This window comes from Chryseobacterium sp. RR2-3-20 (genome assembly GCF_017808115.1).
Taxonomy (GTDB): domain Bacteria; phylum Bacteroidota; class Bacteroidia; order Flavobacteriales; family Weeksellaceae; genus Chryseobacterium; species Chryseobacterium oryzae.
Genome location: NZ_JADQBD010000001.1, coordinates 83,960 through 109,073, shown reverse-complemented (window position 1 = coordinate 109,073; position 25,114 = coordinate 83,960). Strand labels below are relative to the sequence as shown.

Below are 25,114 nucleotides of genomic sequence, written 5' to 3'. Positions count from 1 at the left end.
TATGCAAAGCATTCTCAACCAATTTTACACTTTAGATTCGTTTGAAAAAGACGAAAACGGTCTGTTTTCTGCTAAAATTTCACTGAATAAAGACCACGATATTTTCAAGGGACACTTTCCTGGAAATCCTGTAACGCCGGGGGTTTGCATGATACAAATTGTAAAAGAACTGACGGAAGAATTCACCGGAAAATCTTTGTTTTTAAAATCGGCTTCTAATGTGAAATTTATGGCAATCATCAATCCTTTTGAAACGCCAGATTTGCTGGTTCAACTTCAAATTTCTGAAAATGATGAGGACGTTAAAGTAAAAAACACCACCTCGTTTGGCGAAACTATTGCACTGAAAATGTCTGTTAACTATCGCAAATTGTAAGCTATGAAGTTTTTATTTTCAATCGTCGCAACTTTATTTTTGGTCTTTCAGGGTGGAGATCTTGAAGCTTTGAGAAATTCTTATTCTAAAGCCAATCTTTCTAATGAAGGCGCAAAAAACTTTATTGCTGTTGCCGATAAAACCACCTCTTCAGATCCGGTAATATCGGGTTACAGAGCGGCAGCTCAAATTTTGGAAGCTAAAGTGACTACTGAAAAAAATAAAAGAAAAACTTTTGTAAAAAATGGTGCTTCTGCCCTGGAAAGTTTGATAAAGAGTAATGAGAATAATGCAGAATTGCGTGTCATAAGAATGAGCGTTCAGGAAAATATCCCCAAAATTGTAGGCTATTCTAAAAACCTGAAAGAAGACAAAACATTTATCCTAAACAATTATTCCAAGCAAAATGCGGGTTTAAAAACCTACATAAGAAAATTCGCAATGCAGTCTAAAACCATGACGGCTGCAGAAAAAAATTCTTTAAAATAATGACACTCACGGAAGTTCAGAATGCAATCACGGAAAAGAAAATCTGCGTTCTTGTTCCTACGTACAACAATCACAAAACTTTGCGGAGGGTTTTGGATGGTATCTTAGAATACACCCGAAATATCATCGTCATTAATGACGGTTCTACAGATTCCACCTCAGAAATTTTAAGCAGCTATCACAATATTTCGGCAGTTCATCTTCCCCAAAACAAAGGGAAAGGAAACGCATTAAAAACCGGCTTCCGTAAAGCCATTTCAGAGGGTTATGATTTTGCCATTACTATAGATTCGGACGGGCAGCATTATCCCGATGATATTCCGGTTTTTGTTCAGGCTTTGCTGGAGGAAGATGAGGAAGTTCTGCTCATCGGAAACCGAAATATGTCTCAGGACGGAATTCCTAAAAAAAGCAGTTTCGGAAACCGTTTTTCCAACTTTTGGTTTTGGTTCGAGACCGGCATTAAACTTCAGGACACACAATCCGGTTACAGGCTTTATCCATTAAATAAAATCCCCAAAAAGTATTTCACTCCGAAATTTGAATTTGAAATTGAAATCATCGTTAGAACGGCTTGGCGGCACATTCCGGTAAAGAATGTTCCGGTAAAAGTCCTGTATGATCCGGCGGAACGGGTTTCTCATTTCAGGCCTTTCAAAGATTTTACCAGAATCAGCATTTTGAATACGATTTTGGTCTTGATTACTTTAGTCTACATTAAGCCACGAAACTTTATTATTGATTTTAGGAAAAAAAGTTTTAAACAATTTATTAAAGAAGATATTTTAGAAAGTGAAGGATCTAATCGAATTAAAGCATTTTCTATTGCTCTTGGGGTTTTTGTTGGGTTTTTACCGTTTGGAGGTTACCATACTTTATTGGTGATTTCGCTTTCGGTGGTCTTTAAGCTCAATAAAATTCTTGCTTTTGTTGCATCCAATGTAAGTTTGCCTATTTTTCTTCCTTTTATTATCGTAGCCTCGTTATTTCTTGGCTCGCCTTTCGTTGCTAATGATAGCGACATTTTTAATCAGGAATGGAATTTTGATCTGGTAAAAAATAATGTTTTGCAATACATTATTGGAAGTTTAATTTTAGCGGTTACCATGTCTTTAATTTCTGGAGTTGCTACTTTTCTTTTTTTGAATAAGGTAAGTCCGGATAATGAACGGTTATAATTTTTTTGAAGCTAAAAATTTAAACACATAAAAAAAGCACTCTCTGTGGAGTGCTTTTGCTTTTTATTTTTTTATGTATTCTTTCTGAATAACCGAAACAGCAGGAAAGTGATCGCTATAACCCCCTGTGAATCTATCGCCATCCCAAGATCTGAAAGGATAGCCTTTAAACTGTCCTTCTTTGTTTATTAAATAAGAAGGAGCGTAGATTTCAGCCTTAAAAATACTGTAAGTAGGTGTTATTTTTTCGGTTGAATATAAATTCTGAGAAACAATGATCTGATCGAATAAGTTACCAGAATCTCTATAAGCCAAAGAGGCAACACCAGCTTTAAACAGTTTGTACATTAGATTATAATACGGTGTTTTTTCTGATAATTCTGAAGGGCTTCCTACAGCACCTAAATATTTCTTTAAACTCGGACTTACCGGATCGTCGTTAAAATCTCCCATGGCAAATAATTTTATTCCCGGGTTGTCTGCGGAAATTTTATCCATTTCGTTTTTCAAAACCGTAGCGGCTGCATTTCTTTTTGCCTGAGAAACAGCTTCTCCTCCTCTACGAGAAGGCCAGTGATTCATAAAAACAGCAATTTTTTCGCCGTCTAAATAGCCGATAGCTACGAGAACATCTCTGGTGTATTCTCTTCTGCCTTCTTCATTGAAGATTTTTATTTCTTTAGTATAAGAGTTTTCTAAAGTAAATCTGCTTTTCTGATAAATAATGGCAATATCTATTCCTCTGGAATCATAAGAATTGTAATGTACTATGCCATAATTGCTCTTTGCCAAAGCTGGCTGTTTGATGAGATCCTGAATTACCTGTCGGTTTTCTACTTCTATCAGTCCACAGATTACGGGATTATCGTTGGTGTACTGTCTACCCAATTCGGAGATTACTTTTGCCTCATTGGCAAGTTTTTGATTATAGTATTTAGAACCCCATCTTTTTGGGCTTTTTGCAGTAAAATCATCTGCAAGAATCTGTTTTCTTATTACTTTTTTTCCAACCAAATTTTCGTTGCTCCATTCACCGGTGTATTCTTCTGTTGTTTCAAGATACTTCAATGAATCTACAGGTACACTTCTGTGAAATTTTGGGTTAGAAAATGGTACTGTTCCGTCTATGTAATCTGCAGATACAATAGTATCCCATAAGTTTTCAACATTCAGAAAAGCAACAGCTGCTCTTTTTACCTGTTTCTGCTGAGAATAACCTACAAGAAACCACAATATGGCAGAAACTGACAATAATTTTTTCATGATATTATTAAATTCAAAAAATTGAGGGCTTAAAATTACACTTTTTTAAAATAAATAATAGATTAAATTATTTTAATAAATGATTTTTTCATTTCATCCATAAAAAGGGAGGATTGTTGTGATAATTGCGAAGTGTTAAGAATAATTAATAGAATAAAATGCTAAAAATGTTTTACTTAATGAAAATAATACTAAATTTGTTGCCCCTTAATAAAATAAGGTTTTAAAAATAAGTTTATTATGATTAAAAAACTATCCCTAATCTCTTTGTTTACTTTGCTCCCTGCATCGTATTACTACGCTCAAACTACTGTGTATGCGTACGTTAAAGGCCAGGACGGTAAGCCGGTTGAGAGAGCAGAGGTTGATCTTGAACAATCTGTAAATGACGTTACCGCAGACAAAATTGGTTATTTTCAGTTTGTAGATTTAATGCCTGGGCATTATCTTATTACCATTAATAAGCCAAACTTCGAATCTAAAACAGTTGAGTTTGATGTAACTGCAGATGAAAAAAGAAAAGACTTAGGTGTAATTGTTTTGAACAACAGTGCAGCAACCGATGCGGGCGTAGTTGTTATAGACGATTCCGCGGGTGATACCGAAGACGGAGGAAGCTCCATGCAGCCAACGGTTGGTCTTTTAAGCTCTGGAAGAGATGCATTTCAGAATGTTTCTGCTTTTGAATTGGGAGCTTATTGGTTCAGACCGAGAGGGGTAGATTTGAGATTTGAAGACGTTATTTTCAACGGAGTTTCTATGTCTAAAAGCGACGATGGGAAAATAGACTTCAGCAACTGGGGTGGTCTTAACGATGTTACAAGATATCCTTATGAGAATGTAGATAATATTACACCATCAGAATACGCTTTTGGTAATCTTGGTGGAGTTGTATATTATAATACAAGAGCATCATCATTCAGAAAGCAGACTTCACTTGCGTATTCATTTACGAATAGAAGTTACCTTCACCGAGCAATGGCAACGTATTCTTCTGGTCTTAATAAAAATGGATGGGCAGTTACGCTTTCCGCAAGCCGAAGATGGGGAGATAAAGCAATTATTGATGGTGTTTACCAAGATTCTTATGCTTATTTCGGGGCAATTGAGAAGAAATTCAGTGATAGACACTCCATCAATTTAACAGGATTTGGTTCTCCTACTTACAGAGCTTCTAATGCTCCTAACACTCAGGAAGTTTACGACCTTATGGGGAAAAACTATAATTCATTCTGGGGATGGCAAGATGGTGAACAGAGAAATTCAAGAATCAGAAAGGTTTTTGAACCGATGTTTATGCTTACAGATTATTTGAAGTTAGGAAAATCCTCTAATTTAATCAATACAGTTTCTTACCAGATAGGAAGTGATGCAAGAAGCAGATTAGACTGGTTCCATGCAGCAGATCCTAACCCCACTTATTACCGTAAAATGCCTAGCTATGGTCTTTTAACTGCGGATGAATTCAAAGCACAGTCGCAAATCGACTGGAACAGCCTTTATATGGCAAATTATCTGAATCTTAACGATATGAACGGTAAACCTAGAGGTGCTGTTTACAGTTTGGTTGAAGATGTAAATAAGGATAAAACATTCAACTTCTCTTCTCACTTCGATACTCATTTGAAGGATAACTGGAAATTGAATATCAACTTTAATTATCAAAATTTAAAATCGGATAATTTCAGAAGAATCAAAGATTTGCTGGGAGCTAATTTTGCATATAATCTTAATGCTTTCAATAACGATGCAAAATATAATGCCGATGATGATAATGTAGAAAGAAGAGTAGGAGACAGAACACAGTATTCTTACATGTTTACAAGAAATCATTATTCATTAAATGTTTCTTCTGAAGTAGATTTCAATAAGTTTAATGTTGTTGCGTCTATTTTCAGTTCATATTCAGAATCTCAGAGAAATGGAGACTACAGAAGTGGTATTGCCAGATTTGCTGATAACTCTAAAGGAAAAAGTGCTGTTTATGACGCTTTAGATGCAGGTTTGAAAGCGAAAATTACGTATAAAATAAATGGTAAAAACTTTATTGTTTACAACGGTGCGTTTTTCAGCTTAGCTCCAACTCTTAACGAGATTTACATTAACCCAAGAATGGTAGATTATGTAACTCCGGGAGTTAAAAATCAAATTATTAATTCTAATGATTTGAGTTACATTACCAGAGGACAGATTTTGAAGTTAAGAGTTACAGGTTTCTATACCACCATTAGTAATTCTACCGAAATTGCAAGATACTATGCAGATGTAACAGATGCAGTAGGAACATCTTTAAATACGCTTGTAAATGAAGCCATGACTGGTGTAAACAAGAGATATATGGGTGTAGAAGTTGGTTATGATGTTAAAATTACGCCAACCATTAATGCTATCGGTGCTGCAAGTATTGGAGAATACAAATTTACTTCTAATGCTAATGTATCTTCTTTTGATGACCTTAACGGTTTCCGAGGTGAAGAATTCTGGAAAGGACAGGCTAATATTAAAAATTACAAAGTAGCCGGAACACCTCAGAAAGCATTTTCTTTTGGATTAAAATATAACTCGCCTAAATATTGGTGGGTTGGTGCTTCTGCCAATTATTTAATGGATCAGTATCTGGATTTTTCTGCCTTAAACAAGACTCCATATATGTATATAGATCCTAATACGAATGATCCTTATCAGAATGTTACACCAGAACTTATTCAGCAATTAACTGCACAGAAGAAATTCGATGATCAGTTTATGTTGAATGCCAACGCTGGCAAGTCTTTCCTTTTTGGAAAATTCAGAATGGGAATAAGCGTTTCTGTTAACAATATCTTGAACAACAGAAATTATGTAACCGGAGGTTTTGAGCAAGGAAGAAATGTTTCTTTCCCGGCAGCTCTTGCAGATTCTGCAAAAGAATACCCTGCATTCGGACCAAAACTTTGGTATGACAGAGGAAGAACATTCTTCACAAATGTTTATTTAAGATTCTAATATTATAAAAATGAAAAAATATAATTCCATTTTAAAATATATTTTCGTGATGATTGCGGCTCTAATTATATCGGGCTGTGTACACGATGATAAGTATGATGATCCCAATCTTGCAGGAGTACAGTGTATTCAGGATTTTACTGCAAATACTTCTTTGAAAGAATTGAGAGAGAAATATACTCTCAATAACCCGAATAACAATGCTTATGTATTTCCAGCGGATAATACACCCAACGATCCTTCAGACGATTTGTATATTCAGGGGTATGTAAGTTCAACAGATGAAACTGGGAATATCTATAAAACCATTTATATTCAGGATGCTTTAAAGGATCCTACCCATGGTTTTACCATAAGTGTAGATGCAGTAAGTACTTATACCAAGTTTCCTCAAGGTTCTAAAATCTATGTGAAAATTAATGGCCTTGCTGTTGGTGTTTATGGTGGAGTAGTTCAGTTAGGAGTAAAAACAGGTGCAGAAAACCAAAACAGTGCTGTATCTCGTATTCCGGAAAAAATGATTCCACAAACTATTTTCAGATCTTGTAATATAAGAGGAGAAATTGTTCCTAAAATTATGACTTCTTCTCAGATGATTTCTGTAAACGATAATATGATTGGCTGTTTAATTCAAATGGATAATGCAGAATTCGATAATAAAATTTTGTGTACCAATTTTGCACCAAGCGGCGTTACTGTAGACAGAGCTATTAGAGATAATACTTCAGGTACTGCAAGAATTGTAAGAAACAGTGGTTATGCTTCATTTGCCAATCAGACACTTCCTTCAGGTAACGGTAAGTTTGTAGGAATTTACAGCAAATATAACAGCACTTATCAGTTGTATATTAATAAGGTTACAGATCTTGATATGACAAAATTCCCAAGAATTGATGGTATCGATAAAGATCCTTGCCAATACAGCGATAATGGTTTAACACAGAAAACGGTTGCTGAAGTAAAGCAATTAGCGTCTAGTGCATTAACGCCTATTACTAATGATTTTGTTTTAAAAGCTAAAGTTATTGCTAACGATAAATCTTCCAACCTTTTCAAGTATATTTATGTTGAAGATGCAACTGGAGGTATCAGAATTAATATTGATAAAACAAATTTATACAACGATCCTAGATTTGTTGTTGGAAAAGAGGTCTATATTAAATTGAAAGGTCTTTATGTAGGAACTGCATCAGGAGAGATTCAATTAGGATCTACTTCTGGAACAACGGTTGGAACATTAGTAGGAAGAATTCCTGAAGCAGATGTATATAAATACTTTTTCGATTCTAAAAAAGCAACTACTGCTGTTGTACCAACAGAGAGAACAATTAACCAAATTGGTATGGCAGATGTTGGAAGATGGGTTAAAATTAAAAATCTTCAGTTTATTGAAGGAGATCTAGAAAAAGTATATGCATCAGGATCTCCAGCCAATAGAACTTTGGAAGACTGTTCTGGGAATAAAATTTTCTTGAGAACTAATAATAATGCAGATTTTGCAGGACAGGTTATAGAAGCCGGTAAAGGCGATGTATATGGTGTTCTAAGTGTATTTAACGGGACTTACCAACTTTGGATTACAGATGTTTTGGGAGCAGATTTAGACGATCCAAGATGTGATGGTTCTGTTTATGTACCACTTCCTATTTTGTACAGCGAAAATTTTGCGGCGGGAGGATTTAATGCAGACTGGACAACAGTGAATGTTTTAGGTGCACAGGTGTGGACAACTTCTAACCAAGGAAACCAATCTAATTATTATGCAATGATGAATGGTTTTACTGGAGTAAATAATGCAAATGAAGACTGGCTTATTTCTAAGTCTGTAAGTTTAGTTGGTAAAACTAAAGCAGTGGTAAGTTTTACAAGTGATGTAAGATTTAATGGTAATGCTTTACAGGTTTATGCAACAGACAACTTTACAGGAAATGTAGCTACTACAACTTGGGTACAGCTTCCTGCCATTTTGGATACCAATAATGCTGCTTTTGGTGATTGGGTAAGTTCTGGAAATGTAGACTTGTCTGCTTTTCTAGGAAAGAATGTAAGAATTGCATTCAAATATACCTCTACAACTTCTGCGGCAGCAACTTGGGAGATTGATGATTTTAAAATCAAAGGACAGTAATATTTTACTGGATAAATACTCAAAAGACGAACAGCAATGTTCGTCTTTTTTTATTGTCAAAATGACAGATTTTTGCCTGTTTGTGGTATTAATTAGATGAATGTCCTTTTTAATCATAATCCTCAAAAATCAATATGCTTTTGTTATTCTGGAAGAGTCTTGACATACTGAAATACATCAGTTTTGATTGTTGCGGAATGACAAAGTAATGCAGAAAATAATTTGTTGCTGATTGCGGAGAAGCAGTTTAATTATAATATTTTTGATTATTTAATAACTTGAGTTTAAAATAGTGAGATTGTACTGCTTGAATCTTTTCCGATACCCAAATTTTTCTTTATTCCTCTTTGGGATAAAATGATTATGTTTAGAAAATCAAATATTGAAGATTTTCCTTATCGGGAATTTATATTAGTCCGGGTTCGAATAATTTTCCTCTTCTTTTCGGAAGATTTTTCAGTGGCAGGTTTCAGGATTATGCTTGTGATTAGGATCTGTATTGGTACAGTTGATGGCATGCCCAGGAGAAACCTTCATAGCTGCTTTTTTGGGAGAAACGTAAGGAATACCCAGTTCTAAGCCTCGAATAATAAAAAGTCCGCCCAAAATAATCATTACAATAGGAATAAACTTTAAAATTTTCTGTCTGAATGCCTGGCTCATCAGATTTCCCACTAAAACTACCGTAAACATAAAAGGAAGAGTTCCCAATCCAAATAAAGTCATATATAAAGCTCCCGGCCAAACTCCGCCACTTGCCAAACTTGCAGTAAGTGCCATATACACCATTCCGCATGGTAAAAACCCGTTAAGTATTCCGGTAGTGAATCTTGAACGGTAATCTGATTTCTGAAGCAGTTTTCCTAGGTTTAATTTAACCTTAAAAAGAAATTGAGATATGAATGGAATCTTCGAGGCGAAATCTTTACCGCCAAACGAAAACAATGCCATGATTATAAGCAATACTCCAACAGTAATAGTTAAGTACCGCTGAAATCCCGCCATTTCAAATCCTTCTCCCACAATTCCCAGAATCGCACCTAAGAATGCATACGTAAAAATCCTTCCCAATTGATAGGTAAGATTCTGTAGGTAATAATTGGTCGCTTGCTTTTTGGTTAAACCCATTGATAATGCAATGGGACCGCACATTCCGATACAGTGAAATCCGGATGCGAAGCCTAAACCAATTGCAGAGATAATCAATGCTATTTCCATATCACATCATAGTCGAGTCTATAATCGGTTTTATCTTTTACCCAACTTAGTCTTAGAGTATAGTTTCCTGGTTTTAAAACTGAAGCAGGTATCGTAAAAGCGTTATTGGCATCTAATTGAACAGATTTTTTGATGTCTAAATTTTGATCATCAGATCTGTTTAGAACAAAACTCACCTTAGTATCCGAATTTTTGATGTCTTTAGGGAAGGTTAATGTTATTCCGTTTTGAGCTTGAGAATATTTAGGTTTTTCCTGCAATTTATCTGCACGGTTTTTAGCATCAATTACAGATTGATACTGAAGCTCTTCTTCATAGTAATGTTCTGTAACCATTTCAGAATTTTTTTGTCCGTTGGGAAATAAAAATAACATGGCTAAAATAAATATAATAAAAGAGGCTAAGGCTACAACAATACCATGTCCCCAAGTGAAATTTTTCATAATTTTTTCTTTAAAACTGTAATTTAAAAGGTCCTTCGAAGTAAGTTTGGTAAGAGTCTACCAATTTTCCTTTCATATCATAAACCCCGATTGTGATGTTTTGTTTCGACAAATTCATTTCAGCTTCTGGAAAGCTGATGCTTATGGTTCCCTTAGCGATTTTATCTCTTTCAACGGTAATGGTACTCGAACCACTGAAATTAATTTCTGCATGGGAAGGATTAATTACTTTTACGGTAACAATTTTTTTATCGTTGGTTTTATTCAAGAATGTATAATTGTAGGTATTGGTAATTTTACCATCTCGTACGAAGAATGTACTTCCTGCCGGTTTAATGAATTTTGCTTCCATATCTCCTCTGTTGTACAGAAGAAATCCTAAGAACCCTACCAATAGTGCCAATACAATGGCAAAACCTTTCATTCTTCCTGTAAATTTGAAAGGTATTTCTTTTTCAATTTCATTTTCAGAGGCATATCGGATAAGTCCTTTTGGCAATCCTACTTTATCCATTACTTCATCACACGCATCAATACAGGCAGTACAGTTTACGCATTCCAGCTGTTGTCCGTCACGGATATCAATCCCGGTTGGGCAAACCACTACGCATTGCAGACAATCTATACAATCTCCTTTTCCTGCAGCTTTTCTGTCTTCGCCTTTTCTCCATTTAGAACGGTTTTCTCCTCTTTTAAAATCGTAAAAAACGTTGATGGTATCTTTGTCTATCAAAACTCCCTGTAGTCTTCCGTAAGGGCAAACCAAAGTACAAACCTGCTCCCGGAACCATGCAAATACAAAGTAGAAAGCAGCCGTGAACAAAATCATTACCATAAAGTTTGTTGGGTTTGCAAAAGGTCCTTCGGAAATGATTTTTAAAACCTCTTCATATCCCACAATGTACATAAACATAAAATGGGTTATAATGAGAGATATAATGATGTAGATAGACCATTTAAGGCTTCGTTTCCATATTTTTTCGCTGTTCCATTCCTGCCTGTCGAGTTTCATTTGCTTATTGCGGTCTCCTTCTATTGCAAACTCTATTTTACGAAATATAGATTCTAAAAAAATTGTCTGAGGACAAATCCATCCGCAGAAAATTCTTCCGAAAGCAATCGTAAACAAGATGATGAATATAAGAGATGCAATGGCACCCAGTGTAAGTATAAAGAAATCTTGAGGATAAAATGGTTGCCCAACGATAAAAAATTCTCTGTCGATGACATTGAACATAAAAAATGGGTTACCATTAATTTTTATAAAAGGTATCGTAAAATATACCAGCAATAATACAAAACTTACAATATTTCTGTAGTTGGTATATTTACCTTTTGGTTTTTTAGGAAAAATCCATTTTCTTTTACCGGACTGTTCCATTGTGCCTATAGAATCTCTATAAGTCTCAGGATCTAAAACCTGGCCTTGTCCACCACGTGTGGCTTCATTCTCTATTTTTGACATTTCAAACTAGTTTTAAAACGAAAAAAACATAATTCGTTACTATTTTTATCTAATAACAAATTATGTTTTTTCATATATTTTCTAAATTTTAATTACTTTTTTTCCCAATGAGCTTCTGTACCGTATGGAGGAGCTCCTCCTTCAGCAGGCGTAATTGGTTTTTTAAGCTGATTAATTGAGTATACATAAGCTGCAACATTCTGAATGTCGTTTCCTGTAAGTACACCGTTTTTACCCCAAGCCTGCATGGCTGTTCCGGTAACACCGTTCTCCACTACATGAAATACATTTTTGAATAAAGTTTTTTCAGGTTGATTGTGCCAATAATTATCAGTAAGATTAGGACCAATTCCTCCTTTACCTCCGTCTGAGTGACAAGATACACAGTTGGTTTTGAAAACTTCTTCACCGGCTGCAATATTATCTTCAGAAAACTCTGCAGTTTCAATAGTTACAGGTGGCTGTTCTTCCATGTACTTTTTAACGCTGGCTTCCTGTTCTTTGTATTCCGCATCATATTCTTTAAGTGGATGTGCAAAGTCTGTAAAAGAGAATGCAAAAATGTATACTACACAGAAAACAGTTCCAAACCAGAATAATCCGATCCACCATTTTGGAAGCTGATTATCTAGTTCCATAATCCCATCGAACCCGTGGTCGATAAGAATATCTTTTTCTTCAGTTTCAGATTGCTTTTTGAAGGCAGCCATGTACTGTCTTTTTAAGAAAGGTATTTTCTTTTCAGCAAGATAAGCTGCTTTTTCGCCGTCTGATAACTTCCCGAAATTTTTGTTTTCGATTAAATCTCCAATCGCACTGTGAATGTAGGCCAAAATTGCACCAATTATAACAGTACCCCAGAAATAAAGTGAGGAAAAAAACGAATAGTCTTGTACAAATAAATAATAGAAAACAATTAAAAGTCCCGTTATTATTAAAATGTTTACAAAAACTGGTGTTCTTTGTTTCATAATAAAATAGTTTAATTTTTTAAATTGAAATCATCCTCATCATCTCCAAGCGGAGCATGTTCTTCTTCCTTATAATATTTTTTAGGTCGGCTAAAAACATAAATTATAAGACCAACGAAAAACAGCATAAAGAATATCAGAGCCAATGTTTGGTAAAAACCAGCGTTGTCTGTATTGGATAATATGTCTTTAAAGTTTTGCGGAATCATCAGTAACTTTTTAAAATTTAGTTAGTACTTGCTGTTTTAATTTCAGTTGTTTTAATATCTGTACCTAATCTTTGTAGATATGCAATTAAAGCAACTATTTCTTTCTTCTCAAGTTCACCTTGTGGTCTTTTTGCATATGCAGTCTTCAAATCTGCTGCTTGTACAAATATGTCTTTTACAATTTTTGCTGCCTGATTATCTGCCCACTGATTTGCGGTGTCAATTTCAGCTTTTGTATAAGGTACGTCATAAACCTGCTTCATGAAAACAATTTTGTCAACCATTTTAGATCTGTCTAAATTATTAGCAATCAACCAAGGGTAACGAGGCATGATAGAACCGGCAGATGTAGATCTTGGGTTAAACATGTGCTTATAATGCCAAGAACTTGGGTTTTTCCCTCCTTCTCTGTGCAAATCTGGTCCTGTTCTTTTAGATCCCCAAAGGAAAGGTCTGTCATATACAAATTCTCCGGCTTTAGAATACTGCCCGTTTTTACCGTTAAATCTTACGATTTCATCTCTAAATGGTCTTACCATTTGAGAGTGACAAGCATTACAACCCTCACGGATATATAAATCTCTACCTTCTAGCTCAAGTGGTGAATAAGGTTTTACAGCAGAAATGGTAGGTACACTTTTCTTAAGTGATAGAGTAGGGATGATTTCTACCATACTTCCTACAGAAATAGTAAGCAATGATAATACGGTTAATAAAGTTGGCATTCTTTCCAACCAAAGGTGGAATCCTTCCCCTTCTTTTCTCTTATTTCCAATATTTGCCAATGCAGGAGCTTCGGCAGGAACTTCTTTTTGGAATGATCCTTTTCTAATGGTTTTATATACGTTAACAACCATTAATAATCCTCCAGTAAGATAGAACAATCCTCCAACAAATCTCATTTTAAAGTAAGGAATGATTGCTGTTACAGTATCAAGCCAGTTTTTCCACAATAAAGTTCCGTCCGGATTAAACTGCTTCCACATCAAACCTTGTGTAAATCCTGAAATATACATTGGGACTGCATAGAAAATAATTCCTAAAGTTCCCAACCAGAAATGCCAGTTAGCCAATTTTACAGACCATAGTTTCGTTCTCCACATAACAGGTACCAAGTAGTAAATAACTCCAAAAGCCATGAAACCATTCCATCCTAAAGCACCTAAGTGAACGTGACCAATTACCCAGTCTGTGTAATGCCCAATTTTATTTAAAGATTTTGTAGCTAATAATGGACCTTCAAATGTTGCCATACCGTAGCAAGTAACAGCTACTACAAAGAATTTTAGAATAGGATTATCTCTTACTTTGTCCCAAGCTCCTCTTAACGTTAACAATCCGTTCAGCATTCCTCCCCAAGACGGTGCAATAAGCATAATAGAGAACCCGGTTCCTACTGCCTGTACCCAAGCTGGTAAAGCGGTGTATTGAAGGTGGTGAGGTCCCGCCCAAATATATACGAAAATTAAAGACCAGAAGTGAATAATTGATAATTTATACGAGAAAACCGGTCTGTCTGCAGCTTTTGGTAAAAAGTAATACATTAAACCAAGTACTGGTGTTGTTAAAACGAAAGCAACTGCATTGTGTCCGTACCACCATTGTACAATGGCATCTTTTACACCAGCGTATGCAGAATAAGACTTCCAACCTGTAAAAGACAAAGGAACTTCTAAATTGTTGAAGATATGAAGCATTGCAACAGCTACCCAAGTTCCCAGATAGAACCAAATTGCAACATAAAGATGCCTAACTCTTCTTTTCTTTATCGTAAGGAGCATATTTACCCCGAAAATAACCCATGATATAGCAATAAGTATATCAATTGGCCACTCATGTTCTGCATATTCTTTAGAAGTGTTTATTCCCATAAAGAATGTAATGAAAGTAGCAACAATCATAATTTGCCACGTCCAGAAATGAATCCAAGAAAGTGTATCACTATACATTCTTGTTTTCAGTAATCTTTGTAAAGAGTAATAAACTCCTACGTAAACGATGTTACATACGAATGCGAAAATTACCGTGTTGGTATGTAGCATTCTGATTCTTCCGAAGCCTAATGCACCATTCGTATTAATTAAACCTTGCATGTTTCCTGACGCCAGACTTTTGATTGTTTCGTCATCAGTCCCGAACAAAAATTCAGGAAGCTCAGGATAGAAAAGCATCAATGCTGCCGTGAGTCCGAATACAAAACCAATGATCCCAAAGACTATGGTTGCGTATAGGAATGCACGAACAATACTGTTGTCATAACTAAACTTTTGTGTCTCCATATTAACTATTCACTTTTTTCTTCAAATTTATTATTATCTCCTTTTTTATCGTTTTCGTTGCTCGAAACGGGATTTTCTTCTTTGATTTCATCAGAGTCAAAGAGGATTCTTACAGCCGGAGATTCGTCGTCCTCAAACTGTCCTTTTCGGGCATACACTATAAAAACGACCAAAAAAACGGCAGCTAATGAAACGCTGCATAAGATCATTAAATATAGAATATCCATCTGGCAACAAAATTAACCTATTTACGGGGTTCAAATTTAGTGAAAAATAATGACTTTCATCACAAAATAAGGGTTTTGAATAATTTAAAATTAATCTAAATAAGCGATGTTAAGCAGATTTTTTAAAGTGTTTTTTACCCAAAATCCATGTTGAGACTGTAGTAAATGTTATTACAGATATAGAACTTATCGGCATGATAATCGCGGCAAATAAAGGACTCATATTTCCGGTTACTGCAAAGCTCAAACCAATAATATTATAAAGAAAACTGATCACGAATGTAGATTTCACAATGTTTATAGATCCTTTGCAAACATTCAGATAATCATTTAGTTGTGTTACTTTTTTGCCGTTCATAATAACGTCTGACGATGGGGTGAAGCTGTTGCTGTCGTCAGAAATGGCAACACCAACATTGCTTTGTTTTAGAGCACCTGCATCATTAAGTCCGTCACCTAACATCATTACTTTCGATCCGTCATTCTGAAGGTTTTGGATGTAATCCAGTTTGTTTTCTGGACTCTGGTTAAATGCCATTGCGCTACAGTTCGGAATGATTTTTTTAAGCTGATCTTCTTCGGAAGAATTGTCTCCGCTTAAAATAAATATTTTGTAATGGTTAAGTTTTGTAAATAGCTTTTTAAGATTTTCTCGATATTCATTTTTGAAAATGAACTTTCCTAAAAACTGATCGTTTTTACTTATGTAGACGGCGGTTTCAAGATTTTTGGATTCCTGACCGTTGTATTTGGCAGAACCAATCTTGTAAATATTTCCTCTTACATTAGCAGAATAGCCTTTGCCTGAAATTTCTTCAAAATGATCAACCGGGAAATATTCATCCTGAACATTCAGAAATTCGTAAAGTGATTTAGAAAGTGGATGGTTGGAGTTTTTAACTAAAGTTTTAATGTTTAACAAATCAAATTCCTGAATTTCAGAACCTTCGTATTTTATATTGGATTTCTTTCTATGGGTGATTGTTCCTGTCTTATCAAAAACCAGCGTGTCTACTTTTGCTATTTTTTCTATTGTTAAAGTATCTTTTACATAAAATTTATTTCTGCCCAAAATTCTCATTATATGCCCGAAAGTAAACGGAGAAGATAATGCTAAAGCGCACGGACACGCAATAATCAGTACAGCAGAAATAACTTGAAACATGGTTTCCAAATCAATGAAATACCAATAAGTTCCGGAAATAATGGCAATTCCTAAGATAATGAATGTAAAATATTTACTGATATTATTGATGAGCGTATCCAGCCCTGTTTCATGTTTTTTGAATGCTTCTTTATTCCATAATTGTGTGAGGTAACTCTGGTCTACGTTTTTAATTACTTCCAGTTCTAAAGAAGATCCTATTTGCTTCCCGCCTGCAAAAATCTTGTCTCCCGGATTTTTAGAGATACTTGCACTTTCGCCGGTAATAAAGCTGTTGTCGATATTTCCTTTTCCGTTAATCAAAATAGCATCTACGGGAATAATTTCCTGGTTTCTAACCAAAATTCTGTCTCCAATTTTTATTTCAGAAAGAAGGATATTGTCTTGTTTTCCGTTAAAATCAACCTTTGTCACGGCAATTGGATAAAAAGATTTGTAATCTCTGTCGTAGGAGAGCGAGCTGTAGGTTCTTTTTTGAAACATTTTTCCTAAAAGCATGAAAAATAAAAGTCCGCACAAAGTATCGAAATATCCAGGTCCGTAATCTGTGGCAATTTCGTACACGCTTCTACTGAACAATACAAAAATTCCCAGAACAATAGGGACGTCAATATTCACTATTTTATTTTTCAAACCATACCACGCAGATTTGTAATAATCTGATGCAGAATAGAATACTACAGGAATGGAAAGAATAAACATCAATACTCTGAAAAGACCTTTGTAATGCTGCATCCAAACATCTTCGCCACCAATATATTCTGGAAAAGCGAGAAACATTCCGTTTCCGAAAGCAAATCCTGCAATTGCAAGTTTTACCAAAAGAGATTTGTCTAAATTTTCTTCACCTTTATCTGCGGTTTCAAGGCTTATTGCAGGTTTATAACCTAAATTGGTGAGAAATTTTGCAACATCACTCAGTTTGAGTTGGTTATGGTTGAAAGAAATCTGAAGTGTTTTTCTTGTAAAATTTACCTGAGAATAATTGATGTCCGGGTGCAATGTGTGTAGGCTTTCTAACAGCCAAATACAAGAAGAACAGTGGATTACCGGTATTTTAAACGTTACAAGACTCGTGTTGCCTTCAGAAAAATCTGTCAGTCTTTCAAAAATTTCAGGTGTGTCGAGATAATCAAATTGAGAAGCATCATCATCAGAAGGACGAATTCCTGCCTTTTTGTTCAGTTCGTAAAAATTACTAAGATTATTGGTATTCAGAATTTCATAAACAGATTTGCAGCCTGTACAACAGAAAATTTTTTCATCGAAAGAAATTCTTTCCTTTTCTATCTCTTGTCCGCAATGAAAACAGTTCTCGCTCACCTTCATAAATTATTGACTTACAAAATTATAACATTTTTTTTGTTTATCGGGTTAAAATGTTCTATTTTTGTGATAAATGTCATAAAAATGCCGCAAGAACAACAGATAGCCATTGAAGAAAAATTTGCTAAAATATTTAATGATGAATCATTCCGAGAAAGGCTGAATACCGAAGATTTTGAAAAATATATTAATGCTAAGAAAAAATTCAGTTTTGGAAAGCATGACGTTATTTTCGAAGATGGTGAAACGCCAAAAGGTGTTTTTGTTTTGGAGAAAGGTGCGGCGAAACTCTCAAAATCGGGTGCATTTGGTAAAGATCAAATTCTTAGGTTTATAAAAGAGGGAGATATTATCGGTTACCGGTCTTTGCTTTGCGGAGAAAATTTTCAGGCAAAAGCAGAAGCAATGACGGATATTGAAGCTACTTTTTTACCTGCAGATGTATTTATGTACCTTCTTGAAGTAGATTCTCAGCTTTCTTTTGTAATGCTTCAGAAAATTTCTTACGAACTTGGAGAATCTTCTAATACGATTACATTTCTGGCACAAAAAACAGTTAGAGAAAGACTTGCAGAGATTTTATTGCTTTTGGAACAGAAATTAGGAACCGATCCTGAAGGTTTTATAAAAATTTCGTTAACGAGAGAAGAAATAGCTAATATTATTGGTACTGCCACAGAAAGTGCTATCCGTTTGATTTCTGAATTTAAAGGAGATCATCTGATTGAGGTTGACGGAAGAAATATTAAAATTCTGAATCACGAAAAATTAATGAAACTTGGGCACGTAGTTTTGTAGATAACAAATGATGGTTGATTGGTTAAATCAATCATTATTTTTTTATACACAAAATTTGGCAGAACAGGAAAGTTCATTTATCATACTTATTACTCATTTATTATATTATGTCTGTACATTCTGAAATTAAAAAAGTTACGACTGAAACCTTACGAAAAATGAAGTTCGATAAGGAAAAAATTACCATGCTTACCGCTTACGATTTTACCACGGCGAAAATGGTCGATGCCGGAGGAATTGATGCTGTTTTAATTGGAGATTCCGCAGCAAATGTAATGGCAGGTTTCGAAACTACACTTCCTATAACGCTGGATCAGATGATTTATCATACACAAAGTGTTGTAAGGGGTATAGATAGAGCTTTGGTTGTTGCAGACCTTCCTTTTGGTACCTACCAGAGTAATCCGGATAAAGCATTGGAGTCTGCTGTAAGAATGATGAAAGAAGGTGGAGCTCACGCTGTAAAAATAGAAGGCGGAAAAGAAATTTCAAAATCTATTAAAAAAATTATTAATGCCGGAATTCCTATTATGGGGCATTTGGGATTAACGCCACAGTCTATTTATCAGTTCGGAACTTATAAAGTAAGAGCTAAGGAAGAAGCCGAAGCTGAAAAACTGATTAGCGATGCGAAATTACTCGAAGAGCTTGGCTGTTTTGCGGTGGTTTTAGAAAAAATACCCGCAGATTTGGCTAAAAAGGTTACCGAAAGTATTTCAATACCAACCATCGGAATCGGAGCGGGTGCCGATTGTGACGGGCAGGTTTTGGTATATCACGATATGGTTGGGATGAACAAAGGTTTTTCTCCTAAATTTTTAAGAAGATATCTAGATTTGTATACAGAAATTACCGGAGCGGTTTCGCAGTTTGTAAAGGATGTAAAAACTTCAGATTTTCCTAATAAAAACGAAAGCTATTAATGAGAAATAATTTACAGGCAGCACAAGGAATACTTTCTATTTTAGCGATCATCTGTATTGCTATAGGTTGGTTAAATCTATTTTCTGAGAGTGTTAACTCGCTTATATCCGGTAGATTATTTTATATTCTGATAGGGTTGAGTTTTATCTTGCAGGCGCCATTGCTGATTAATACTAAATTTAAATATCCGATGTATGCAGCCGCTGCGTTATGTATTATCGGAGCATTTTTACCATTAGATTCCAGCTTTTCTTACATGAAAACTGTAGGATTGTTTGGTGGAGTGATTATTTCGTTTACCAACAGATCTGCTGTTAGATAATGTAAAAAATTCCATTAAAGGTATTGCATAAATAGCTTTAATGGAATTCTTTTTAAATCAGTTCTTCATCCTGAAAATACTGAATAATAGCTTTTTTCATTAAAAGCTGCTGTTCGTTGGGCTTCAATTCCGGAAGTTTTTCGACTTCTTCAAAATGGGGATAGCCATCATCATCATAATGTGAAAATTTAAAATATCCGAAAGGCTCCAACAAACGGCAAACCGCGATATGAAGGAGGTTTACTTTATCATCTTTGGTGTATTTCTGCTGTCCGCTTCCTAATTCCTGCACTCCGATTAGAAAAAGATATGTTTCTATCGGTGCATTTTTTTCAGTTTCGAAATTTTCGCTGAAAAAGTGTTCTATTTTTTGCCAGTATTCTGCTTCGTTAATCATAATTGGTATTTGATAAATGATGATTGATGAAAGTTCTTAATAATAATTTAAAAAATTTAATCTTTTAATTATTGTCTTTTATCAATCATTAATAAAAATGCATATTCTAGAGCGTCTTCCTTTAAAGATTCGAATCTTCCGCTTGCTCCTCCGTGTCCCGAACTCATATCTGTTTTGAAAATAAGGATGTTGTCATCAGTTTTCAGTTCTCTAAGTTTGGCTGTCCATTTTGCGGGTTCCCAATATTGAACCTGAGAATCGTGGAAACCGGTTGTTATGAGAATATTCGGGTAATGTTTTGTTTCCACATTGTCGTAAGGCGAATATTCTTTCATGTAATGGTAATATTCCTCATCGTTAGGATTTCCCCATTCATCGTATTCTCCGGTGGTTAAAGGAATAGTTTCGTCTAACATTGTGGTAACAACATCCACAAAAGGAACTTGTGCAACAATCCCGTTGAATAAAGTAGGTTCGTAATTCATTACTGCACCTACCAAAAGTCCGCCTGCGCTTCCTCCCATCGCATACAAATGTTTCGGTGAAGTGTAGTTTTCCTCAATTAAAAATTTTCCGGCATCAATAAAATCAAAAAAAGTATTTTTCTTGAATAGCATTTTACCGTCTTCATACCATTCTCTTCCCAAATATTCTCCTCCTCGTATATGGGCAATGGCATATATGAAACCTCGGTCGAGAATAGATAATCTCACATTCGAAAAACTGGCATCCACAGTATGGCCATAGCTTCCGTAGCCGTATAAAAGAAGTGGCGTTTCTTTAGTTTTTTTGGTGTCTTTATGATAGACAAGAGAAATTGGTATTTTAGTTTCTCCATCCCGAGAATTTGCCCAAATTCTTTCGGAAATATAGTTTTCCGGATCGAATTTTCCTCCCAAAACTTCCTGCTGTTTCAGCATTTTGGTTGTTTTGTCTTTCATATTGTACTCGTAGGTAGTACTTGGTTTTGTAAGAGAAGTGTATCCGTAGCGAAGGATTTCTGTGTCAAATTCAAGGTTAATTCCGATATAAGCAGTGTAAGTAGGATCGGAAAAATTCAAATAATGAGATTCCTGATTTTTTTCGTCAATAATTTTTATCTGAAGCAAACCTTCTTCTCTTTCTTCAAGAACCAGATAATTTCTAAAAATTTCAAAACCTTCCAATAAAATTTCCGGTCGGTGCGGGATAACATCTACCCAGTTTTCCATTCCGCAATGGTCTATTTTTGTTTTTACAAGTTTGAAATTGGTAGCATCATCGGCATTTGTAATAATATAAAATTCATCTTCGTAGTGCTCCACAGAATATTCAAGATCGTCTATTCTTGGCTGAATTACTTTCCAGTCTGCAAAAACATTATCTGCCGGAATAAAATGATGTTCATCTGAAATTGTGCTCGAACTCGCCATGAAGATATATTTCATGGATTTTGTTTTGAAAACATTTACATCAAAAGTTTCATCCTCTTCATGAAAAATAAGTACATCTTCAGAAGAATCGGTTCCCAATCTGTGTCTGTAAACTTTATATGCACGAAGACTTTCATCTTTTCTAATGTAAAAAACATGCACATTATCGTTTGCCCAAACTGCTTTTCCGGTAGTATTTTCTATCGTGTCAGGAAGTATTTCGCCGGTATTTAAATCTTTAAAATTAAGATTGTAAATTCTTCTTCCCACATTGTCGGAGGAAAAAGATGCAAGATTATTATCTGGACTTACGGCAACATTAGCTACTTCGAAGAAATCCTGTCCATCGGCAAGAATATTTACATCAATAATTATTTCCTCTTCATGATCGAGAGATTGGTATTTTCGGCAGAAAATAGGATATTCTTTTCCTTCCTCGTATCGTACAATATACCAGTAGCCATTAAAAAAATAGGGAAGAGATTCATCATCCTTTTTGTAGCGAGCTTTCATTTCTTCGTAAAGTTCTTCCTGCAGCTGCTCTGTATGTTTCATGACAAAATCTGCGTATGCATTTTCTTCTTCCAGATATTTAATTACATCGGGGTTTTCTCTTTCATTCATCCAGAAATAAGCATCGTTTCTTTTATCATCATGTATTTCCAGTATTTTTTCTATTTTTTTTGCCTTTGGAGGTTTCATCTATGTAAATTCTTGTTCAAATGTAATTAAAAAAAAACCATCTTACCTTTTGGGAGCAAGACGGCTTAATTGTGTGAAATTTTTAGCTTTATTTATGCAAAGCTTTAATATATTTTTCCAATGCCATAGTCATGGAAGGCGTTTCTTTTGTAGGAGCCATTAAATCTACTTTTAATCCTGCTTCTTCAGCCGCTGCAGAAGTGGTTGGTCCAAAAACTCCAATTTTGGTATCTTCTTGTTTGAAATCTGGAAAGTTTTGCTGTAAAGATTTAATTCCTTGCGGACTGAAAAAAATCAACATATCGTATTCCTTTATGTTGATGTCGGTAAGGTCGCTGCAAACGGTTCTGTACATAATTGCTCTCGTCCATTCTACATTGGATGCCTCCATTGTTTTTACAATATCCGGACTTAAAACGTCTGAAGATGGCAGTAAATATTTTTCGGCAGGAAATTTTTTGAAAAGAGGCAATAGATCTGAGAAATTCTTCTCACCAAAGCTAATCTTTCTTTTTCTGTATACAATATGCTTTTGAAGATAATTGGCAATGGCTTCCGATTGGCAGATATACCGCATCGTATCGGGAACTGCAAAGCGTAATTCTTCAGCAAGTCTAAAGTAATGGTCTATCGCATTTTTACTGGTAAAAATAATACCGGTATACTGCGTAAGATCTATTTTTTGTGTTCTGAGTTCTTTATTGTCTACACCTTCTACGTGGATAAACGGGCGGAAGTCAATCTTTATTTTTTCCTTCTTCGCAATTTCCATATATGGAGAAGACTCACTCGGCGCTGGTTGAGAAACCAATATTGATTTTATTCTCATCTGTACTCTATTAAATAAATAATAACTTCCATAGCATCAGAATTGGTGCCATTTGGAGCGTGCAAATATACAAAAATTTATAATACCATTTTTGAGGTAATATGTTGTTTCTGTGAAACAAATAGAAAAACAGTTTGAAAATGAATACGAAACCAAAGAAACAGAGATAGTAAACAAATGCTCTATTTCTGTCGATAGGGAAATAATAATGTGCAACACAGAGAATTATCATCAAGATAGAAAAAATGAAGTAAAACTTGGTCGCTGTAAAATAGAAAATACTCCATTTTTTGCCATCGCCTATAGACTGATAAAGTAAATAACCCAAACAGGATCTAACTAGATAGAATAAAGAAACTACAATTAAAGTATATCCTATTTTATTAAGCTGATAACCAAAAGGCTGAATTTCTGCAACGTATTTCGGAACAAAAGGAATGTACTGTGAGACCAATACACTGAAGCAAGATACCGTTATTACCGATGTGATGATCCAACTCGGGAAATTGTTGCTTGCATCGTAATATTTCTGAAGAAGAAAATCTTTTAAATTCGCTTCACGTTCTACCACATTCATCATAAAAATATAAAGAAACAGGCACACAACTATAATAAGAACAACCCAATCGTTATTTTCGGGTATTCTTACTTGGTTTACAAAATTCTGGGTTGATGGCAAAAGAAATTTTTTGCAAAATTATAGATTATTTTGTATAAAATAAAAAACTTAAATAAACTATCTTTGCAAACTGAAATGAAAAAACTTGTCATAATTCCAACTTACAACGAAAAGGAAAATATAGAATCTATAATTTCTGCAGTTTTTGCATTGGAAGATGATTTTCATATTTTGGTGGTAGACGATACTTCTCCCGACGGAACTGCAGATCTGGTGAGAGCTTTGCAGAAAGACTATCCGCATTATCTTCATTTGTCTGTAAGAAAAGTAAAAGATGGTTTGGGCAAGGCATATATTCATGGTTTTACATGGGCTATAGAAAATCAGTTCGATTATATTTTTGAGATGGACGCCGATTTTTCTCACGATCCTAAAGATCTTCCAAGACTTTTTGAAGCTTGTAAAAATGCAGACATGGCAGTGGGTTCGAGGTATTCTAAAGGAGTAAATGTGGTTAACTGGCCTATGGGAAGAGTACTGCTTTCATATTTTGCTTCGAAATATGTGAGATTTATTTTAGGATTGCCCATACACGACACGACTGCAGGATTTGTATGTTTTTCAAGAAAAGTACTTGAAGAAATTGGGCTGAATAATGTTAGGTTGAAAGGATATGGGTTTCAGATTGAAATGAAATTCAGAGCTTTCAAAAAAGGGTTTAAAATTGTTGAAGTTCCCATTATCTTTACCAACAGAATTTTGGGCGAAAGTAAAATGAATGGCGGTATCATCCACGAAGCTGTATTTGGAGTCTTAAATTTAAAATGGAAATCTTTAATTAACAGATTGTAAAATTCAGGATAGATTTTCTAACTACGATTTCAATCTGAAAAAATAATTCCAATAAAATAGCAAGATTTATATTTGTACTAAGTTCTTCAAATATTTAAAATCAACAAAAATGATCTGTCTGTACATAATTTTAAAAACAAAAAAAGTAAGTTGATGAAGAAGTTTATAGGTTTTTTTATCTTTTTGTTTGTTTTTTCCTGCACGGAATATGTTGATAAGCCTAAAAATCTTGTCAGTAAAAGTACAATGGCAGAAATTATTGCTGAAATGGCAATCAACGATCAGATTATGTTTTTGTATCCGGGGAAAAGTTTGGAAAGCGAAACCCGTTTTATTCTGAAATCCCACAACATTAGAACAGCAGATTTTGTCGAAAGCTACAAATATTACGTTATTAAACAGGAAATGAGAGGTGTTGTAGAAGATGCCCAGGAAATTCTTAAGGATAAAGATCCAAAAGCTGCGGAGAAAATTGAAAAAGAATCTGGACAGATTATTAATAAAGAACTGCCTACTTTAGAACGTAGGTAATGGATG

23 protein-coding genes are annotated in these 25,114 nt (G+C 34.8%); 10 read left to right on the top strand and 13 right to left on the bottom strand.

What is annotated here, in order from left to right:
- The first annotated feature begins 1 nt into the window (after window position 1).
- From IV513_RS00455 to IV513_RS00445, 3 genes are read left to right on the top strand one after another with little or no spacing between them, the layout of a single operon-like run.
- Window positions 2–376, top strand: a complete 375-nt coding sequence (locus IV513_RS00455; RefSeq protein WP_209388547.1) for a 3-hydroxyacyl-ACP dehydratase — start codon at window positions 2–4, stop codon at window positions 374–376.
- 3 nt (window positions 377–379) lie between these two features.
- A complete protein-coding gene (locus IV513_RS00450) occupies window positions 380–865 on the top strand; it encodes a hypothetical protein (RefSeq protein ID WP_209388546.1) in 486 nt (161 codons plus the stop codon).
- Window positions 865–2,043 carry a DUF2062 domain-containing protein gene (locus IV513_RS00445; protein WP_209388545.1) on the top strand — a complete coding sequence of 393 codons (1,179 nt, stop codon included), beginning with the start codon at window positions 865–867 and terminating at the stop codon, window positions 2,041–2,043. Before IV513_RS00450 ends, IV513_RS00445 begins: the two co-directional genes overlap by 1 nt.
- Window positions 2,044–2,106: 63 nt before the next feature.
- Here IV513_RS00445 and IV513_RS00440 read toward each other — a convergent pair whose 3' ends face one another.
- On the bottom strand, window positions 2,107–3,306 hold the full coding sequence (locus IV513_RS00440) for an endonuclease (RefSeq protein ID WP_209388544.1): 1,200 nt from the start codon (window positions 3,304–3,306) through the stop codon (window positions 2,107–2,109).
- A gap of 240 nt (window positions 3,307–3,546) precedes the next feature.
- On the opposite strand from IV513_RS00440, the gene IV513_RS00435 reads away from it, so the two are divergent.
- Together IV513_RS00435 and IV513_RS00430 are read left to right on the top strand one after the other, a co-directional pair.
- Complete coding sequence (locus IV513_RS00435; protein WP_209388543.1) at window positions 3,547–6,291, top strand: TonB-dependent receptor; 2,745 nt, start codon at window positions 3,547–3,549, stop codon at window positions 6,289–6,291.
- A 10-nt stretch (window positions 6,292–6,301) separates the two neighbouring features.
- Entirely contained in the window at window positions 6,302–8,419 is a 2,118-nt protein-coding gene (locus IV513_RS00430; RefSeq protein ID WP_209388542.1) for a DUF5689 domain-containing protein, read from the top strand.
- 456 nt (window positions 8,420–8,875) lie between these two features.
- Here the strand turns inward: IV513_RS00430 and IV513_RS00425 are convergent, their stop codons facing one another.
- From IV513_RS00425 to IV513_RS00390, 8 genes are all read right to left on the bottom strand, one after another.
- Complete coding sequence (locus tag IV513_RS00425) at window positions 8,876–9,637, bottom strand: sulfite exporter TauE/SafE family protein (protein WP_209388541.1); 762 nt, start codon at window positions 9,635–9,637, stop codon at window positions 8,876–8,878.
- Window positions 9,628–10,080, bottom strand: coding sequence for a FixH family protein (locus IV513_RS00420; RefSeq protein ID WP_209388540.1), 453 nt, complete (start codon window positions 10,078–10,080; stop codon window positions 9,628–9,630). Before IV513_RS00420 ends, IV513_RS00425 begins: the two co-directional genes overlap by 10 nt.
- A 10-nt stretch (window positions 10,081–10,090) precedes the next feature.
- Window positions 10,091–11,545 carry a cytochrome c oxidase accessory protein CcoG gene (gene ccoG / locus IV513_RS00415; protein WP_209388539.1) on the bottom strand — a complete coding sequence of 485 codons (1,455 nt, stop codon included), beginning with the start codon at window positions 11,543–11,545 and terminating at the stop codon, window positions 10,091–10,093.
- Between the two features lie 92 nt (window positions 11,546–11,637).
- Window positions 11,638–12,516 carry a c-type cytochrome gene (locus IV513_RS00410; protein ID WP_209388538.1) on the bottom strand — a complete coding sequence of 293 codons (879 nt, stop codon included), beginning with the start codon at window positions 12,514–12,516 and terminating at the stop codon, window positions 11,638–11,640.
- Window positions 12,517–12,527: 11 nt separating this feature from the next.
- Window positions 12,528–12,725, bottom strand: a complete 198-nt coding sequence (locus IV513_RS00405) for a cbb3-type cytochrome c oxidase subunit 3 (protein ID WP_209388537.1) — start codon at window positions 12,723–12,725, stop codon at window positions 12,528–12,530.
- A gap of 17 nt (window positions 12,726–12,742) precedes the next feature.
- Window positions 12,743–15,004: a cytochrome-c oxidase, cbb3-type subunit I gene (gene ccoN / locus IV513_RS00400; RefSeq protein WP_209388536.1), complete on the bottom strand. Its 2,262-nt coding sequence runs from the start codon at window positions 15,002–15,004 to the stop codon at window positions 12,743–12,745.
- A 5-nt stretch (window positions 15,005–15,009) separates the two neighbouring features.
- Entirely contained in the window at window positions 15,010–15,231 is a 222-nt protein-coding gene (gene ccoS, locus IV513_RS00395; RefSeq protein ID WP_209388535.1) for a cbb3-type cytochrome oxidase assembly protein CcoS, read from the bottom strand.
- 109 nt (window positions 15,232–15,340) lie between these two features.
- Window positions 15,341–17,719, bottom strand: coding sequence for a heavy metal translocating P-type ATPase metal-binding domain-containing protein (locus tag IV513_RS00390; RefSeq protein WP_209388534.1), 2,379 nt, complete (start codon window positions 17,717–17,719; stop codon window positions 15,341–15,343).
- A gap of 87 nt (window positions 17,720–17,806) precedes the next feature.
- Here IV513_RS00390 and IV513_RS00385 point away from each other — a divergent pair, with 87 nt between their 5' ends.
- From IV513_RS00385 to IV513_RS00375, 3 genes are all read left to right on the top strand, one after another.
- Window positions 17,807–18,520, top strand: a complete 714-nt coding sequence (locus IV513_RS00385; protein ID WP_209388533.1) for a Crp/Fnr family transcriptional regulator — start codon at window positions 17,807–17,809, stop codon at window positions 18,518–18,520.
- A gap of 107 nt (window positions 18,521–18,627) precedes the next feature.
- Window positions 18,628–19,443 (top strand): 3-methyl-2-oxobutanoate hydroxymethyltransferase, encoded by an 816-nt coding sequence (panB, locus tag IV513_RS00380; RefSeq protein WP_209388532.1) that lies wholly within the window; start codon window positions 18,628–18,630, stop codon window positions 19,441–19,443.
- Window positions 19,443–19,766 carry a hypothetical protein gene (locus IV513_RS00375; RefSeq protein ID WP_209388531.1) on the top strand — a complete coding sequence of 108 codons (324 nt, stop codon included), beginning with the start codon at window positions 19,443–19,445 and terminating at the stop codon, window positions 19,764–19,766. The genes panB and IV513_RS00375 overlap by 1 nt, the downstream gene beginning before the upstream one ends.
- Window positions 19,767–19,818: 52 nt before the next feature.
- Here the strand turns inward: IV513_RS00375 and IV513_RS00370 are convergent, their stop codons facing one another.
- The 4 genes from IV513_RS00370 to IV513_RS00355 form a co-directional block, all read right to left on the bottom strand.
- Window positions 19,819–20,163, bottom strand: a complete 345-nt coding sequence (locus IV513_RS00370) for a hypothetical protein (RefSeq protein ID WP_209388530.1) — start codon at window positions 20,161–20,163, stop codon at window positions 19,819–19,821.
- Window positions 20,164–20,231: 68 nt separating this feature from the next.
- Window positions 20,232–22,277, bottom strand: a complete 2,046-nt coding sequence (locus IV513_RS00365; RefSeq protein WP_209388529.1) for a S9 family peptidase — start codon at window positions 22,275–22,277, stop codon at window positions 20,232–20,234.
- Between the two features lie 88 nt (window positions 22,278–22,365).
- Window positions 22,366–23,106 carry a uroporphyrinogen-III synthase gene (locus IV513_RS00360; RefSeq protein WP_209388528.1) on the bottom strand — a complete coding sequence of 247 codons (741 nt, stop codon included), beginning with the start codon at window positions 23,104–23,106 and terminating at the stop codon, window positions 22,366–22,368.
- A gap of 10 nt (window positions 23,107–23,116) precedes the next feature.
- Complete coding sequence (locus IV513_RS00355) at window positions 23,117–23,785, bottom strand: DUF4271 domain-containing protein (protein WP_209388527.1); 669 nt, start codon at window positions 23,783–23,785, stop codon at window positions 23,117–23,119.
- Between the two features lie 75 nt (window positions 23,786–23,860).
- Between IV513_RS00355 and IV513_RS00350 the strand changes: the two genes are divergently transcribed.
- Window positions 23,861–24,577, top strand: a complete 717-nt coding sequence (locus IV513_RS00350) for a polyprenol monophosphomannose synthase (RefSeq protein ID WP_209388526.1) — start codon at window positions 23,861–23,863, stop codon at window positions 24,575–24,577.
- A gap of 153 nt (window positions 24,578–24,730) precedes the next feature.
- Window positions 24,731–25,108 carry a DUF4296 domain-containing protein gene (locus tag IV513_RS00345; protein WP_209388525.1) on the top strand — a complete coding sequence of 126 codons (378 nt, stop codon included), beginning with the start codon at window positions 24,731–24,733 and terminating at the stop codon, window positions 25,106–25,108.
- Window positions 25,109–25,114 lie beyond the last annotated feature (6 nt).